Genomic DNA, 15,860 nt, shown 5'->3' on the forward strand with positions numbered 1-15,860 from the left:
GCTCAGACCGTCCCTTCCAGATCTTCGCGCATCAGCGCGCCGACCGCGAACACCCGCGCCAGCACGAAGGTGAGCAGCACCGCGAGCCAGCCGTTGACCGAGAAGCCCGCGTCGAGATTGACCGGGTGCTCCGGGGTGGAGACGCCCTTGGCGATCGCGGCGATGACCAGGCTGAGGAGCTGCAGCGCGAGCAGGATCCAGGCGATCGTGTTCAGGCGGTAGGCGTTGGCGGCGACGAAAGGATCGCCTTGCCGCACCGTCTCCGTCATCGCGAGCAGCCGCTTCAGAATGGCATGGTTGAGCGGGATCGTGAGGAGGCCGATCGCCGCCACCGCGCGAAGTCCCCAGACCAGCCGCTCCGCCTCCGGCGATGGCGTCAGATCGAACGCGCTCATGATCCACCGCTCGTTGGGCATGACGAACAGCAAAGCGAGGATCGCGGCCCCGACGAACCAGTTCACGAGGATTAGGATGCGGATCACGACATAGGCGATCGGCAGCGCGGCGGAATAGGGTCGGGGCATGGTTCACTCCAGCGACTCTGATATCGAAAAACGATAATCCATTTATCGAAAGTCGTCAAACCCGGCTTTGATGGTGCGAAGGGGCGGGGATGAGAAGTGATCGGGGTCTCCCGATCGTGGTGCAGCCCGCCGCGGGAGCGGCGGCGCGTATACGGTTCGCTAAGCCTTCCCGCCTTATCCTCCCCGCCAGGAGGCCCTGCGATGGCAACGATACCGGACGACGAAGCGGCATATTGGGCAGAGCGGGCGGAGCGGGAGCTTCAGCTTGCCCGCCAGTGCAACGGCCTGGCGGCGAGCAGCCACCGCGCGCGGGCGAGCCGCTTCCGCGACCTCGAGCACAAGGCGATCCGCCAATGCTCGGTCGAGGAGCGTCCCGGCCAGACGCTCTGGTTCTGAGCGCGCTGCCCGCCAGGGGCTCTGGCGGGCGCCGTTGAACTGACGTAGCCTCCAAGAGTGAGCGTATCCGCCCCGCCGAGGCTGTCGGCGATCTTCACCCATCCGAGGCTGCTGCAGGCGGCCGTGTGCGGCGTCGCGGCGCTGCTGATCGTGGTTGCGTGGAGCGTCGTCTCGAACCGGCTGCGGACGGAAAGAGCGACGGCGGTCGCCGCTGCGATCACCCAGAACAGGGTGCGCACGGTGGCGCTGGAGCAATATGTCCGGCGGACGCTGGAAGCCGCGGACCTGGCCATGCGCCATGCCGCCGAGAGGCTCGAGCAGGACGTGGAACGCGAGGGGCCGGCGCCGGGCATCGCGCTGATCGAGGACTTCACCGGCAACGACCATCTCTGGGGCGGCATCAGCATTGCGGACGCGCAGGGGAATTTGGTCGCCTCGACCGTCCGCGGGCTGAAGCAGCACGCCAATGTCGCCCGGCAGCCCGCTTTCGCTGTCCACCGGAACGGCACGAGCGGTCGCCTGTATGTGAGCCCGCCCCGTTATAGCCCTGGGCTCGGGGGCGACTTCCTTTGGCTCACGCGCCGGATTGACCACAAGGACGGCCGCTTCGCCGGCGTCGTCGCGATCAACCTTCCGCCGCACCGGCTGACTCAGCTCTACACCGACGTCGAAATGCGGCCGTCGGACCTGATCTCTGTGATAGGGCTCGACGGGATCACCCGGGCGCGGCGAACCGGCGGCAGACTGTCCTCGGGCGAGGACCTGAGGGGCAGGCTGGTGATGCGGATGCAGCAGCGCGCGCCCAACGGCAGCTATCGCGGGCCGAATTCCTTGAGCGGCGGCGTCCATTATTTCAGCCATCGGCGCCTTCCGGAATATGATCTTTTCGTCACGAGCGGGATGACGGAGGCGTCGATCCTCGCCCCGGTCGGAAAACGCATCGCGGCGGTGGCGCTCAACGCCGGTATATTCACCCTGCTCGTCCTCGCCGCGGCGGGCTTCTTCCTCGTCGTCGTAGGCCGCCGTCACGCGCAGATGATCGAGCTGGGCGAAGCGAACCGCCGGTTGAACCAGGCGCAGCGGATCGGCCAGATGGGCGACTGGAGCTACGACCGCAGGACGGACCGCTCGAACTGGTCGGACCATCTGCTGGAGATGTACGGCCGGGCGCCGGCGGAGGGCGCGCCGGGCTACCGGGCGTTCATGGGCTTGCTCGACGCGGACGGCCGCACCGCCTTCAAAAGCGCGGTGCGCCGGGCGATCGAGACCCATCTCCCGCAACGCTGTGACTTCGTGCTGCGGAGGGATCTCAGCGAGACCCACCGTGAAGTGATGGTGGTGCCGGTGGTGGAGAAAGGCGCGGTCGTCGGCTTCTACGGGACCGACCGGGACATCACGACGGAACGCGAGCTCGAGCAGATGCGGTCGCGCCTCGCCCATGCCTCGCGGGTCGGCGCGATGAACGCGATGGCCTCGACGCTGGCGCATGAGCTGAACCAGCCGCTCGCGGCCGCTAAAAATTATCTGATCGGCAGCCGCCGCCTGGCGCAGGGGGGCGATCCCAGCCTGACCGACGGCATCCGCAGCGCGGAGCAGCAGATCAGCTTCGCGGGCGACATCATCCGGCGGATCCGCTCGATGGTGCAGGGGCAGGCGAGCGCGGCCGAGCATGTCGAGCTGGCGGACGCCTGGAACGCGGCGGTGATGCTGGTGAGCGCGGCCGGTCGGCAGAAGGGCTTCAAGACCGCCGTCGCGCTGGATGCCGACGCCAGCGCGGTTTTCGTCGACAGGATCCAGCTCAAGCAGGTCTTCGTCAACCTGCTCCGCAACGCGCTGGCGGCGACGGAAGGGCAGAGGAACCGCCGTATCTCCGTCTCCAGCAGGCGGCTCGACGAGGATCTGGTCCAGGTCACGGTATCCGACACCGGCCGCGGCTTTCCCGAGGACATGGCCGATCCGTTCTCGGCTTTCTCCTCGGCGACGCGGGACGGGCTCGGCCTCGGGCTGTCCATTTCCCGGACGATCGTCGAGGCGCATCACGGGCGGATCTGGGCGGAGCGGACCGACCGTCTGACCTCGATCCATTTCACGCTGCCGATGCCGCTCGCCGACCGGCAGCTCATCGCCGCCGAATAGTCGGCCCGATAACGACTGCGTGCCGACTGTTCCGAAGCGGGACGGCGCCCGCGAGTGCGGCCTTGCAGGCTTGATGCGGTGGTAAAGAGCGCGTTAACGCGGCGGCATGAACCGCCTCTCGCCGCTGATCGTCCGCCAATATCGCAAGCCCCATCTGCGGGCGCGCGGACGCTGGCAGAACCTTCCGGAGGACGTGCAGAAGGACCCGCTGGAGGACCTGAAGCTGTTCGCCACCGGCTGGGTCGCGGGCCTCATCTTCTTCGGCACGTTCATCAGCTAAGCGAGCGGCCTCAGTCGCAGGCGAGGTGGAGCTTCCAGGCGATCCAGGCGGCGATGGGACTCATCGCCGCGACCAGCATCAAGGTGCCTTCCACTGAGACGCCGGCCTGAACGAGGCCGGTGAGGATCAGCGCGGAAAGCACCATCGCGCCTGAGTTGACGATGTTGTTGGCGGCGACGGTGCGGGCAGTCTCGGACTTGGGAACGGTGGTCGTCAGGAAGGCATAGAGCGGCACCACGAACATGCCGCCGGCCACCGCGACGCCGAACAGGTCGAACATCACCCACTCGGCCTGCCGGATGACGGCGAAGGTCCTGAGGTCCAGCAGCGGGCCCGAGGTGACCGGCCAGTCGAGCACGTTCCAGTAGAGGTGGAGCACGAACAGCCCCATCGCGATCGCCGAGGCGGGCGCGTATTTGGCGAGGACGCGGCCGGCAAGCAGGCGGTTGATCAGCACCGAGCCCAAGGCGACGCCGATCGAGAAAATGGCGAGGAAGGCGGTGGCGACCTCCTCATTGGCGTGGAGCACGTTCTTCACCAGCGGCGGGAACTGAGCGGCGAGGATCGCGCCCATCGACCAGAAGAAGCTGATCGCGCCGATCGCCAGGAACAGGCGCGGGATGTGCATCGTCGCATTCACGAGGGCGATCGAGGCGCGGATGATGTGCCAGTCCATCTTGAGCGGCGGCGCGTCCGCTTCGGGCGGGGCAGGGGGCACCATCCGGCCGGTGAACCAGCCGAGCACGGCCACGGCGAGCACGCCAACAGCAGCGATCTCGTAATGATTGCGGCCGAGCAGGCCGCCGGCGATCGTGCCGAGCAGGATGGCGCCATAGGTGCCGGCTTCGACGAGGCCGGTGCCGCCGAGCACCTCGTCGCTCTTCAGATGCTGCGGCAGGATGGCGTATTTGATCGGGCCGAAGAAGCTGGAGTGGACGCCCATTGCAAACAGCGCCGCGAGCAGCAGCGGGATGTTGTGGAGGACAAGACCGGCCGCGCCGAAGACCATGATCGCGATCTCGGCCGTCTTCACGATCCGGATGATCCGCGACTTGTCTGAGGAGTCCGCGAGCTGCCCGGCCAGCGCCGAGAAGAGGAAGAAGGGCAGGATGAAGAGCCCGCCGGCAATGGCGTTGAACGTCGCTTCCTTGGTTTCGTCGCTATAGATGGCGTAGGTGACCATGATCACCATCGCCGACTTGTAGAGGTTGTCGTTGAACGCACCCAGGAACTGGGTGGCGAAGAGCGGCAGGAAGCGGCGCTTGCCGAGCAGGCTGAGCGAAGGAGTCACGGCCGGTTGGTTGCCGTTATTTCGAAGCGGGCTGCGCGCCGGCGGGGATCGGGCGGAAGTCGCGGACGAAGCGGTCGAGCAGCCGCACGCCGAAGCCGGCGGAGCCTTCCGGCACCGTCGGAAGCGCCGAATTGCGCCAGTCGACGCTGGCGATGTCGAGATGCGCCCAGGGCGTGCGCTCGACGAAGAAACCAATGAAATGGCCGCCGAAGCCGGCGCCGGGGGCGCCGCCTTCGACGACATTCTTGATATCGGCGATGTCGGACTTCATGTCCTCGGCATAATTGGGGTGGAGCGGCAGCCGCCAGAGCTCCTCTCCGGTCGCCTGACCGGCGGCGGTGAGCTGGTCGGCAAGGGCGTCGTGGCGGGTGAGGAGGCCGGCATATTCATCGCCGAGGGCGGTGCTGACCGCGCCGGTGAGAGTGGCGACGTCGACGATCGCCGCGGGCCGGTACTGGCGCTCGGCATAGGCGACGCCGTCGGCGAGGACGAGGCGCCCTTCGGCGTCGGTGTTGAGGATCTCGATCGTGCGGCCGTTCATCGCCTTGACGACGTCGCCGGGACGGGTGGCGGAGCCGCTGGGCATGTTCTCGGCAAGTGCGGCGATGGCGACCACGTTCACAGGGGCGCGGCTGCGGGCGAGGCTCAATGCCGTCCCGACCACCGCGGCGGCGCCGGCCATGTCGCCCTTCATTGCCCACATGCCCGAGCCCGGCTTCAGCGAGATGCCTCCGGAATCGAAGGTGATACCCTTGCCGACAAGGGCGACGGGCGCGGTATTGGCGCCGCGATAGTTGACGATCAGCATCCGCGGCGGGCGAACCGAGCCCTTGCCGACGCTGAGGATCGAGCCCATGCCGAGCCGCTCCATCGCCGGCACATCGAGCACCTCGATGGTGACATTGTCCAGGCCGCGGAAGGCGGCGCGGGTGCGCTCGACGAACACTTCCGGATAGAGGACATTCGCCGGCTCGGTGGCGAGGTCGCGGGTGAAGGTCACGGCTTCCGCGAGCGCGCGGCCGTCCCGGTCATAGGTCCGTTGGGCGGCGGCGGGATCGGTGGTGACGACGGTCAGGGGGGCGTCGCGGCCGGCCGGCTTCGGCTTGGCCGGATCGACATATTTGTAGCGGTCGAAGCTGTAGCCGCCGAGGCCGGCGCCCGCGGCGATGTGGCTGGCGGCGTCGGGTAAGTTGGGGGCGAGGCCTGAGGCGAGGAGGCTGACCGGACCGTTGCTCTTTCCCGTTTCCGTGATCGCGATGCCGCCGATATCCTGGAGCTTCGCCGCGGTGAGCGGCTCCGCGCCGGTGCCGATGACGACGATCTGGCTCCACGGACCGATGCCGCGCAAGGACAGCTTCGACTTGTGCTCATAGTCGAACTCGGCCGAGGCGAGCGCGCGTTCGATGGCGCTACGGGTGCCTGCGTCGAGGCCGGCGCCGCGGGTGGCGAGCTCGGCCGCGTTGCTGAGGGGAATGACGACGGCGCCGCTCTGCGGCAGCTCGGCAGCGAAGCGGATCGGGCGAGCGGCCCCGGCGGGCGCGGCGGCGACGAGGGCGAGGACTGCGAGCGAGGTGAGAAAACGCATGTGCCGGGGGCTCCGTGAGGGGCGGGACAGAGGAGGCGCCGCTTTCATTGGCCGAGCTTCCGCCGCTCCGCAAGCTCCCGCCACGGCCGCTCCCATTGTCGGGCGGGACGCGCTAAGGGGGCTGGGATGCTGACGCTCCCGAACCTGCTCACCCTTTCGCGCATCCTGGCGGTGCCGATCCTGGTGTTCCTGCTGTGGAAACCGAGTTGGTTCGATTATGCGATCACCTTCGTGCTCTACTGCCTTGTCGGCATTACGGATTATTTCGACGGCTATCTGGCGCGGGCGCAGAAGACGGTGTCGCGGCTCGGCATCTTCCTCGATCCGATCGCCGACAAGATCATGGTGGTGGCGGTGATCGTGATGCTGGTCTCCAGCCGCCATGCCAATGCGGCGCTGCCGATCATCTACGATTACCACATCATTCCTGCGCTCGTGATCCTGCTGAGGGAGATCACGGTGTCGGGGCTCCGCGAATTCCTCGCCGGGCTGCAGGTGTCGGTGCCGGTCAGTCAGCTCGCCAAGTGGAAGACGACCTTTCAGCTGGTGGCGCTCGGCGCACTGATCCTGGCCGGCGCGGTGCCGCAATGGGAGTGGGTGCACCAGGTCGGGCTGGTCAGCATCTGGGCGGCCGGGACGCTGACGCTGGTGACCGGCTGGGACTATCTGCGCGTCGGCCTCAAGCACATGGACTAACTTTCCTCCCCAGCAATGCTGGGGAGGAAAATCAGAACGGCTTCACCGTCTGGAACTGGACGTTCCGCAGCTCCGGCAGGGCCTTGAGCTGCGGCGTGATCTTGGCGAGGTCGCCGACGACGACGAGCGTGGCGCGGTCGATCGGCAGGGCCTGCGTCACCGACTGCTGCATCCCCGTCGCGGTGACGGCGAGGACATTCTGGACGTAGGTGTCGAGCCAGTTCGACGGCAGGCCGTGGAAGTCGCGCGTCGCGATCTGGTTGATGAGGCCGGCGGGGCTGGCGTTTTGAAGCACGAAGACGCCGGCGAGATAGTTGCGCATGCCGGCCGCCTCCTGCTCCGGGATCGCCTCGGTCTGCATGCGGCGGATCTCGTGGAACACTTCCTTGATGGCGGGGCCGGTGACGTCGGTGGTGACGTCGGCATTGAAGGTCCAGACCGCCTGGCCGGGGTTGAAGCTCGTGGTGGAGAAGGGGGAGTAGGTGTAGCCCTTCGCCTCGCGGATGTTGCTCGTGATGCGCGAGCTGAAGGAGCCGCCGAGCAGGGCGTTGCTGACCCGCATCGGAATGTCGCCGGGCGATCCCGCGACGGGGGCGGGGAAGGCGAGGCGGATCGTCGATTGCGGCGCGCCTGGCCGGTCGACCAGGATCACCCGCGGTCCCGGCTGCGGCTGCGGCGGCAGCCTCAGGCGCTCGGGCCCGGCCGTCCAGTCGGCATAAGCCTGCTCGATCGCGGCGCGGACGGCGGCGGCATCGAAGCGACCGGCGACATAGAGCCGCGCCCGGCGCGCGCCGTAATTGGCGTCGTAGAAACGGCGGACGTCGTCGAGCGTGTAGCCGCGCAGCTGGGCTTCGGTCGGGAAGAGCCGGCCATAGGGGTGGCTGGTGCCGTAATAAGCGGCAGCGAGCGCCACATCCGCGGACGGCTGCGGCTGCGACTTGGCGACTGCGAGATTGCGCAACAGGCTGTCGCGCACCCGGTCCAGCTCGGTCGCTGGGAAGGTGGGCCGACGCACCACGTCGGAGACGAGACGGACGGCGTCAGGCGTGAATTCGGACAGCACGTCGAGGGTGACGGTCGTCTCATGCAGGCCCGACCCGACCGCGAGGTTGCCGCCCATGCCGGCGGCAGCCTCGGCGATCTGGGCACCGGTGCGGCCAGCCGCGCCTTCGCGCAGCATCTGGGCGGTAAGGTTGGGCAGCCAGACATCGTCGCCGCTGTTGAGGCCGCCGGCATAGACGCGAAGGCTGACCACCGCCGTCGGCGTGATGCCGTAGGGGATGAGCGTCACTTCCAGGCCGTTGGGCAGGCGGAAGCTCTCCGAGGCTGGAACCGTGAACGGCTTCGGCGTGCCGATCGGCGGCATCTGGGCCGGGAAGGGGGACTGCGCGACCGCCGGGGCGGCAACGGCGAGGGCCAAAGCGGCGACGGCCGCGGCTACAGTGCGACGGATCATTTCGCGGCTCCCGTCCTGGCGGGCGCGGCCTGCGCGGCCGCTCCGGGTTCGATGATGAGGATGGTGCGGTTGGTCGGCCGCAGATATTCGCGGGCGGTGGCGAGCAGCAGCTCCGGCGTGACCTGGTCGAAGCCGCGTTCGAGACGGTTCACCCAGTTCGGGTCATTCTCCCAGAGCGCTCCGACGGCGAGCAGGTCGACCATGCCGAAGCGGGTCGCCGGATCCACCGCGGAATAAAGGTCGGCGCGGACCTTGGTCTTCGCCCGCGCCAGCTCCTCGGCCGTAACCGGCGTCGTCCGGATGCCCTCGATCACCTCGTTCAGGGCAGCGGTGATCTCGTCGCGGCTCTTGGCCGGATCGTGGACGAAGCCGACCGTCCAAAGCATCGGCCCGTTATAATTGTACATGTTGCCGAGGCCGATATTGATGCCGCCGTCGACCGAGCCGGCGATCGCCCGCTCCCGCACGATCTCCTGGTAGAGACGGCTGTCCTGGCCCTGCACCAGGATCTGGTCGAGCAGCCCCATCGCATACCATTCGGGCGTGTTCCGCTCGGGCACGTGCCACGCCGCGGTGTAGGCCGGGCGCGGGGCGAGCGGGTCCTGCTTGACGTGGATCTTCTCCTGCGTCTGCCGCGGCTCGGAAATGTCGGGGATCTGCACCGGCTCGCCGCGCGGGATGGAGCCGAAATAGCGGTCCACCATCGCGCGGGTCTGGGCATAGTCGATGTCGCCCGCGACGATCAGGACGGCGTTGTTCGGGCGGTAGAAGCTGTTGAAGAACTGGGTCGCATCCTCGACCGTCGCAGCCTGCAGGTCCTCCAGAGCGCCGTAGAAATTATGGGCGTTGTGCCAATTCTCGTTGGCAACCTGCGGCATGTCGAGCCAGGGCCAGCCCCCATAAGGCTGGTTGAGGACGTTGACCTTGACCTCGTTCTGGACGACGCCCTGCTGGTTCTCCAGCACTGCCTGGTTGATCACCGGTCGCGCCATCCGGTCGGCTTCGAGCCAGAGGATGCTCTCCAGCGCGTTGGTCGGCACCACCTGGTAGTAATTGGTGAAATCGAAGCGGGTGGAGCCGTTGAGGACGCCGCCGGCATTGGTGATCGTGCCGATGAAGGTGCCCTTGGGCGCGTGCTTCGATCCCTGGAACAGCAGATGCTCGAACAGATGCGCGAACCCGGTGCGGTTGCGCGGCTCGATCCGGAAGCCGATGCCGTAATAGACGCCGACGGTCGCGGTCGGCACCGACGGCTCGCGCGCCAGGACGACCTTCAGGCCGTTGGGCAGCGTATAATATTGGCTTTCGAGCTGGAGACCGCCCGGCATTTCGCTGGCGGCGGCGGAAGCGGAGGCGGGCGGCGTCTCGGCGGGCCCGGTGGCGCAGGCGCCGAGCGCCAGAGCCATGGCCGCCGCAGCAAGGAGCTTGGTGCGCATGGTATCCCCTCTTTATGTGGGGGCACGTCTAATTTCGCCGCCGAACCGAGTCAACGCGGCGGCGCGTGAAAAGGCCAAGCAAATCAACCGGGCAGAAGGACCGCGTCGACGACGTGGAGGACTCCGTTCGACTGCATGACGTCGCCTTGGGTAACCCGGCTGCGATTGCCCCTCGTGTCCGATATGATGATCGCGCTCCCGTCCATGCGGGCACGCAGTCTTTGGCCGGAGACGGTCATGTAGGTCGCCGTGCCGCCGCCGGCCCGGATGTCGGCGGCCATGTCGGCGGCGGTCTTGCGGGCCGACAGAACATGATAGCTGAGGATGTTGGTGAGCAGGCTCCTGTTGTCGGGGTGGAGCAGGGTCTCCATCGTGCGCGGCGGTAGCTGGTCGAAAGCCGCATTGGTGGGGGCGAACACCGTATAGGGTCCGGCGGAGGCCAAGGTGTCGGTCAGCCCCACTGCCTGCACTGCCTGCACCAATGTAGTGTGGTCCTTGGAGTTCGCCGCGTTCTGTACGATGGTGCGGCTCGGAAGCATGGCCGCGCCGCCCACCATCGGAATGGCACCTGTGGCGGTGGCAGGAGCGGGCGCGCTCGCGGCTACGTTCGTGTCGGCCTGTGTGCTGGGCACGCAGCCGCTCGCCGTCACCGGGAGGAGAATAAAGACGCCGGGCAGGCATTTGGGCATGGGCAGTCCTCCGCTGCCTTCAAGAACACCCCATCCGCCGCTTCGTTGCGCCGCTGCAACCTTTTCAAGCGCTTGCTGCGCGCGCTTGGCCCAATGCGTCGGCGAGCAGGCGGAACTCCTTGTCGCGTGGAGAGCCCTTGCGCCAGATGAGGGCGATCCGTCGCGCGGCATGATCCGCCTCCAGCGGGCGCGCCTCGACACGGGTGCCCTCAAGCAGGCCTGCGCCGAGCGCCATTTCCGGGATCATGGTCACGCCCAGGCCGTTATCGACCATCTGGACGAGCGTGTGGAGCGAGGTGCCGAGCATCGCCGCCTCGGCGCGCAGCTCCGGCCGGTTGCACGCCGCCAAGGCATGATCCTTCAGGCAGTGGCCGTCCTCGAGCAGGAGCAACCGGGTCTCGTCGATGGCGCTGGCCGGGACGGGCTCGCCCGGGCGTCCACCCGCCTCGCCGGGAGGAAAGGCCAGGAACAGCCGGTCCTCGAACAGTTCGGCTGCATCCACTTCGCCGCAGCCATAGGGCAAGGCGAGAAGCACGCAGTCGAGGCCGCCGCGGTGGAGGGAGTCGCAGGCCGCCTGGCTCGGCTCCTCGCGGAGGTAGAGCTTGAGGTCAGGCCATTCGGCGCGCAGCTTCGGCAGCAGGGTGGGCAAGAGGAAGGGCGCGATGGTGGGGATGACGCCCATGCGCAGCTCGCCCGACAGCGGCTTGCCGGCGGCCCGCGCCATGTCGCTCAATTCCTCGGCCTCGCGCAGGATGCGCTGCGCCTTATTGGCGATGCGCAGGCCCAAGGGCGTGAAGCGGACGACGCGTCGCGTGCGCTCGACCAGGGTGATGCCGATCAGCGATTCCAGCTCGCGAAGACCTGCGGAAAGAGTGGACTGGGTGACGAAGCAAGCCTCGGCCGCGCGGCCGAAATGACCGTGGTCCTTGAGCGCCACGAGATATTGGAGCTGCTTCAGCGTGGGCAGGTAGGTTGTCATTGGCCTGATCGATCAATCGAAGCGATCTTATCAATTTGTTCGATCGGGAACAGCCCCTATATGAGCCTTGGCGCGGCGCTCCTCGCCGCCGCTACGCTATTCGAAAAACAGGAGAACATACGTGCTCACCGTTGGTGACAAGATCCCTTCGCTCATCGTTCCCGTCCAGCAGGGCAGCGCGCTGCCCGCCGGCGAGACGCTCGACCTCGGCGAGACCAACGGCAAGTGGAAGATCCTCTTCTACTGGCCCAAGGACTTCACGTTCGTCTGCCCGACCGAGATCATCGGCTATGGCGAGCTCGCCCAGGATTTCGCCGACCGCGACGCGGTGCTGATCGGCGCCTCGACCGACACCGACTTCGTCCACCATGCGTGGCGCAAGGCCGACGAGCGCCTCGCCGCCTGCGACTTCCCGTGGATCGCGGACAACAAGAAGGAACTGGCGGATGCGCTCGGCATCATCGCCAAGGATGAGGGCGTCGCTTTTCGCGCCACCTTCGTCATCGATCCGGACAACGTCATCCAGCATGTGACGGTGAACGGCCTCAATGTCGGCCGCAACCCGCAGGAGACGCTCCGCATCCTCGACGCGCTCCAGACCGACGAGCTCTGCCCGTGCAACTGGAGCGAGGGCCAGGAAGTCCTGAGGCCGGCCGCCTAACCTCCCAAGGCAGCCATTGGACTCGGACTTTCGGAAGGGGCGCGGCGCTTCGGCTCCGCGCCCCTTTTTCTTGAACAGGAAACCAAGATGTCACTGAAGCAATTTTCCGACGCTCTTCCCGATTATGCCAAGGATCTGCGTCTCAACATGTCGTCGCTGCTCAGCGATCAGACGCTCGGCGATCAGCGCAAATATGGCCTGATCCTCGCCTGCGCCCACGGCACCGGCTACAAGCCGATCGTCGAGGCCGCCGAGGCCGAGGTCGCGGGCAAGCTCAGCGAGCAGGCGGCCAATGCAGCGCGAGCCGCAGCCGCGATCATGGCGATGAACAACGTCTATTATCGCTTCGTGCACCTCGCCTCGAACCCCGAATATGGGACGATGCCGGCGCGCCTGCGCATGAACGTGATCGGCAATCCCGGTATCGAGAAGGACGATTTCGAGCTGTTCAGCCTTGCCGTGTCCGCGATGAACGGCTGCGGCATGTGCATCGACAGCCACGAAAAGGTGCTCCAGCAGCACGGCGTCAAGGCGGAGACCATCCAGGCCGCCGCCCGTGTCGGCGCGATCCTCAAGGCCGTCGCGACCGTCCACGCGACGCTCTGACTGAAGCCCGGGCGGCGGCGATTTGAAGCCGCCCGGACTTTCCCCTACCGTCCGCCGCCGATCGGCTGAGGCGGACAGATGAACGACATGCAACCGGGCCAGCGGCTGCGTCCCGCCATGGGCTTCCGCCAATGGTGGAGCGAGCATGTCGCCGTCAGCGTCGACCATCGCGACGTGGTCGACCGGGTGCAGGAGGAGGGCGGCTGGTCGGCGCACTACGCCTTCATGATCCTGATGTCGGCGGGGATCGCCGTCCTCGGCCTGCTCCTGTCGTCTCCGGCGGTGGTGATCGGCGCGATGCTGATCTCGCCGCTGATGGGGCCGATCATCGCATTGGGCTTCGCACTCGCCACCTTCGACTCGATCGAGCTGAGGCGGAGCCTTCGTGCCGTCGCGCTCGGCGTGGCGCTGGGGATCGCCTTCTGTGCGCTGATCGTGCTGCTCTCGCCGCTCCAGACGGTGACCAGCGAGATCGCGGCCCGCACCCGGCCCAATCTGTTCGACCTGCTGGTCGCGCTCTTCTCCGGCCTCGCCGGCACCTATGCCATGATCCGCGGCCGCCACGGCGCGATCGTCGGCGTCGCGATCGCGACCGCCTTGATGCCGCCGCTCGCGGTGGTCGGCTTCGGCCTTGCGACGGCGAACTGGACGGTGCTCGCCGGCTCGTTCCTGCTCTTCTTCACCAACCTGATGACGATCGCGGCGTCGGCAGCGGTGCTGGCGCGGCTCTACGGCTTTGCGCCCGATCTGTCGCCGCGGCAGACGCGGCTGCAGGCGACATTGGTGATCGTGATCCTGGTCGCGCTGGCGGTGCCGCTGGCGCTCTCCCTGAGGCAGATTGCCTGGGAAGCTGTGGCCTCGCGCCAGACACGCGATCTGCTCACCGCCTATTTCGGCCCGAAGGCGCGGATCAGCGGCATGGAGATCGACTTCGATGCGGAGCCGATGAGCGTCTCGGCCACCGTCCTGACGCCTCGCTACCAGGCTGCCGCGGAGCGCGAGCTGACCGGGCGGCTCGGCGAGAGGGTCGCGCGGCCGGTGAGCCTGTCGATCAACCAGGTGCGCACCGAAAATGGCGATGTGGAGGCGCTCGAGATCGCGTCTGCCAAGGGTGCGGCGACCGATACCGCGTCGACCCGCATCAGCGAGCGGCTGGCGCTCGTTGCCGGGGTCGAGCGCGATCGCGTGCTGATCGACGGCAGCGCCAAGCGGGCGCTGGTTCGCGCCGCTCCTTTGCCGGGCGCCGACCTCGCCGCCTATCGCGCGCTCGAAACCCGCGTCGCGGAGGCGGAGCCGGGCTGGACCGTCAATCTCATCCCGCCGGTGGCGCCGTTGCCTGAGATCGAGTTCGAGGGCGACGAACCCAGTCCCGCCGGCACGCAGGCCCTCGCCACCGCCGCCTGGGCGGCGCGGCGCCTGGGCCTGTCCGTTCGCGTAAGCGGCAGTTCGGAGCGGGTCGAACCGATCGTCGCCGCCCTCGTTCAGGCGGGCGTCCAGGCGAGCGCGAATGCGGAAGGGGAGGGGCCCGGAGTGCGCCTCGGCTGGGCGACCGGAGCGGCGGAATAAGGCTCAGGAGAGGCCGAGCAGCCAGCGGTCGAGCGGCACGGCCTGGACCTTGGCGCCCGGGGCGGTTCGGGCGAGGTCGAGGCGGTGGATCATGATCCATTGCAGGCATTCGCCGCGACTGCCGAACAGGGGATAATTGTCGCGCGAGGGGCGGCAGGATTTCTCGTCGATCAGGTAACGCGCGCCGAGGCGGCAGCCGGGGGCGCCGGCCCAGTCGCGCGTCGGCGCCCGCACCGCGGGCACCCAGTAGACGCGGGTGGAATCGAGCGACTCGACGTCGGAATGGTGCATGGCTCCACTCCTCTCCTTCGAGGGCGACTTTCCTGCTTTTCCCTGAGCTTGTCCATGCCCGCAGCGGGCGGGGCGGATCCGGCGCATCGCCGCACAGAGGCTGCGCGGCGGCCCCGGCTGGAAATCGCCTCTGCTCCGCCTTATCTTCCGACCCGGTGAAACCGGAGCGGACATAAGGGTGACGGGGCTGATCGACTATCTGGACAGCGTGAAGGCGCGCGATCCGGCGCCGCGCTCGCGCTGGGAGATCCTGCTCTATCCGGGCGTCTGGGCGCTCGGGATGCACCGGCTCGCGCACTGGCTGTTCAAGGGCGAGCTCTATTTCCTCGCGCGGCTGGTCAATCATCTCTCGCGCATGATCACGGCGATCGACATCCATCCCGGCGCGGTGATCGGCCGCAATTTCTTCATCGACCATGGCTTCACCGTGATCGGCGAGAGCGCGGAGATCGGCGACGACGTCACCATCTACCAGCAGGTGACGCTGGGCGGCACCAACCCGACCGACGGGGTTCCGGGGAAGCGCCATCCGACGATCCGCGATGGCGTCATCATCGGCTCGGGCGCGCAGATATTGGGGCCGATCATCGTCGGCGCCGGCGCCCGCATCGGCGCTAATGCGGTCGTAACCAAGGACGTGCCAGAAGGGGCGACCATGATCGGCATCCCGGCACGCTCCACCCTGGTCGATGCGGACCAGTATAAGACCGGCTTCGTGCCCTATGGCACTCCGTGCTGCGACATGTATGATCCTCAGACGCAGAAGCTCGAGCTCCTCCGCTGCGAGGTCGAGCAGTTGAGGAAGAGGCTGGCCGAGCTGATCGAGGAGCAGGGCAGGAGCGCGGGCGAGCCGACCCTCGAGGAACGGGCCGCGCCGAAGCAGGACCGGGCCTGATGGGGACGGTCCACCCTTTTCCGGTGGCCAAATCGCCCGCCGTCCAGGTGGGCTTCGATAGGGCGGAACTGTCCCGCATCATGGACCTGTACGGCCGCATGGTCTCGGCTGGGCAATGGAAGGATTATGCGATCGAGTTCCGCGGCGACGCGGCATCCTTCTGGGCCTTCCGCCGCACCGCCGAGCGGCCGGAATATAAGATCGAGAAGCGGCCGGCGCTGCGGGGCCGGCAGGGCATGTGGGCGCTGATCGGCGAGCACGGGACCGTGCTGAAGCGCGGCCATGAGCTCGGGCCGGTGCTGTCGCCGATCGAGCGGCGGCTGCTGAAAGTCGTCAATCAGTAAGGAAAGCCCCTCCCCGCATGGCAGGGAGG

At 67.5% G+C, this 15,860-nt stretch carries 17 protein-coding genes; 9 read left to right on the top strand and 8 right to left on the bottom strand.

Going from position 1 to position 15,860, the window contains the following annotated elements:
* Positions 1 to 2: 2 nt before the first annotated feature.
* Positions 3 to 524 (bottom strand): DUF2975 domain-containing protein, encoded by a 522-nt coding sequence (locus AC5JBD_RS13170; RefSeq protein WP_495722271.1) that lies wholly within the window; start codon positions 522 to 524, stop codon positions 3 to 5.
* Positions 525 to 725: 201 nt separating this feature from the next.
* Between AC5JBD_RS13170 and AC5JBD_RS13175 the strand changes: the two genes are divergently transcribed.
* The 3 genes from AC5JBD_RS13175 (at position 726) to AC5JBD_RS13185 (ending at position 3,336) form a co-directional block, all read left to right on the top strand.
* A complete protein-coding gene (locus AC5JBD_RS13175) occupies positions 726 to 920 on the top strand; it encodes a hypothetical protein (RefSeq protein ID WP_495722272.1) in 195 nt (64 codons plus the stop codon).
* Positions 921 to 977: 57 nt separating this feature from the next.
* Positions 978 to 3,056: an ATP-binding protein gene (locus AC5JBD_RS13180; protein ID WP_495722273.1), complete on the top strand. Its 2,079-nt coding sequence runs from the start codon at positions 978 to 980 to the stop codon at positions 3,054 to 3,056.
* Positions 3,057 to 3,162: 106 nt separating this feature from the next.
* On the top strand, positions 3,163 to 3,336 hold the full coding sequence (locus tag AC5JBD_RS13185; RefSeq protein ID WP_495722274.1) for a hypothetical protein: 174 nt from the start codon (positions 3,163 to 3,165) through the stop codon (positions 3,334 to 3,336).
* Positions 3,337 to 3,346: 10 nt separating this feature from the next.
* Here the strand turns inward: AC5JBD_RS13185 and AC5JBD_RS13190 are convergent, their stop codons facing one another.
* Together AC5JBD_RS13190 and AC5JBD_RS13195 are read right to left on the bottom strand one after the other, a co-directional pair.
* Positions 3,347 to 4,627 (bottom strand): MFS transporter, encoded by a 1,281-nt coding sequence (locus AC5JBD_RS13190; protein ID WP_495722275.1) that lies wholly within the window; start codon positions 4,625 to 4,627, stop codon positions 3,347 to 3,349.
* Positions 4,628 to 4,643: 16 nt separating this feature from the next.
* The gene (locus AC5JBD_RS13195) at positions 4,644 to 6,212 is read right to left on the bottom strand and encodes a leucyl aminopeptidase (RefSeq protein ID WP_495722276.1); all 1,569 of its coding nucleotides are present in this window, start codon (positions 6,210 to 6,212) and stop codon (positions 4,644 to 4,646) included.
* A 126-nt stretch (positions 6,213 to 6,338) separates the two neighbouring features.
* Here AC5JBD_RS13195 and pgsA point away from each other — a divergent pair, with 126 nt between their 5' ends.
* Entirely contained in the window at positions 6,339 to 6,908 is a 570-nt protein-coding gene (gene pgsA, locus AC5JBD_RS13200) for a CDP-diacylglycerol--glycerol-3-phosphate 3-phosphatidyltransferase (protein WP_495722277.1), read from the top strand.
* A 31-nt stretch (positions 6,909 to 6,939) separates the two neighbouring features.
* Here the strand turns inward: pgsA and AC5JBD_RS13205 are convergent, their stop codons facing one another.
* From AC5JBD_RS13205 to AC5JBD_RS13220, 4 genes are all read right to left on the bottom strand, one after another.
* Positions 6,940 to 8,364 (bottom strand): M16 family metallopeptidase, encoded by a 1,425-nt coding sequence (locus tag AC5JBD_RS13205; RefSeq protein ID WP_495722278.1) that lies wholly within the window; start codon positions 8,362 to 8,364, stop codon positions 6,940 to 6,942.
* On the bottom strand, positions 8,361 to 9,800 hold the full coding sequence (locus AC5JBD_RS13210; protein WP_495722279.1) for a M16 family metallopeptidase: 1,440 nt from the start codon (positions 9,798 to 9,800) through the stop codon (positions 8,361 to 8,363). The genes AC5JBD_RS13205 and AC5JBD_RS13210 overlap by 4 nt, the downstream gene beginning before the upstream one ends.
* 83 nt (positions 9,801 to 9,883) lie before the next feature.
* Positions 9,884 to 10,489 carry a fasciclin domain-containing protein gene (locus tag AC5JBD_RS13215; RefSeq protein ID WP_495722280.1) on the bottom strand — a complete coding sequence of 202 codons (606 nt, stop codon included), beginning with the start codon at positions 10,487 to 10,489 and terminating at the stop codon, positions 9,884 to 9,886.
* 64 nt (positions 10,490 to 10,553) lie between these two features.
* Positions 10,554 to 11,468 carry a hydrogen peroxide-inducible genes activator gene (locus tag AC5JBD_RS13220; protein WP_495722281.1) on the bottom strand — a complete coding sequence of 305 codons (915 nt, stop codon included), beginning with the start codon at positions 11,466 to 11,468 and terminating at the stop codon, positions 10,554 to 10,556.
* 121 nt (positions 11,469 to 11,589) lie between these two features.
* Here AC5JBD_RS13220 and AC5JBD_RS13225 point away from each other — a divergent pair, with 121 nt between their 5' ends.
* The 3 genes from AC5JBD_RS13225 to AC5JBD_RS13235 all read left to right on the top strand — a co-directional run bounded on the left by AC5JBD_RS13225 (position 11,590) and on the right by AC5JBD_RS13235 (position 14,301).
* Entirely contained in the window at positions 11,590 to 12,129 is a 540-nt protein-coding gene (locus AC5JBD_RS13225; RefSeq protein ID WP_495722282.1) for a peroxiredoxin, read from the top strand.
* 87 nt (positions 12,130 to 12,216) lie between these two features.
* The gene (gene ahpD / locus AC5JBD_RS13230) at positions 12,217 to 12,735 is read left to right on the top strand and encodes an alkylhydroperoxidase, AhpD family (RefSeq protein ID WP_495722283.1); all 519 of its coding nucleotides are present in this window, start codon (positions 12,217 to 12,219) and stop codon (positions 12,733 to 12,735) included.
* Positions 12,736 to 12,813: 78 nt separating this feature from the next.
* The gene (locus AC5JBD_RS13235) at positions 12,814 to 14,301 is read left to right on the top strand and encodes a DUF389 domain-containing protein (protein ID WP_495722284.1); all 1,488 of its coding nucleotides are present in this window, start codon (positions 12,814 to 12,816) and stop codon (positions 14,299 to 14,301) included.
* A 3-nt stretch (positions 14,302 to 14,304) separates the two neighbouring features.
* Here AC5JBD_RS13235 and AC5JBD_RS13240 read toward each other — a convergent pair whose 3' ends face one another.
* Positions 14,305 to 14,592, bottom strand: a complete 288-nt coding sequence (locus tag AC5JBD_RS13240) for a hypothetical protein (RefSeq protein WP_495722285.1) — start codon at positions 14,590 to 14,592, stop codon at positions 14,305 to 14,307.
* Between the two features lie 178 nt (positions 14,593 to 14,770).
* Here AC5JBD_RS13240 and epsC point away from each other — a divergent pair, with 178 nt between their 5' ends.
* Together epsC and AC5JBD_RS13250 are read left to right on the top strand one after the other, a co-directional pair.
* The gene (epsC, locus tag AC5JBD_RS13245) at positions 14,771 to 15,487 is read left to right on the top strand and encodes a serine O-acetyltransferase EpsC (protein ID WP_495722286.1); all 717 of its coding nucleotides are present in this window, start codon (positions 14,771 to 14,773) and stop codon (positions 15,485 to 15,487) included.
* Positions 15,487 to 15,831: a DUF2794 domain-containing protein gene (locus AC5JBD_RS13250; protein WP_495722287.1), complete on the top strand. Its 345-nt coding sequence runs from the start codon at positions 15,487 to 15,489 to the stop codon at positions 15,829 to 15,831. Before epsC ends, AC5JBD_RS13250 begins: the two co-directional genes overlap by 1 nt.
* The last annotated feature ends 29 nt before the right edge of the window (positions 15,832 to 15,860 follow it).

It is taken from the genome of Allosphingosinicella sp., assembly GCF_059502505.1.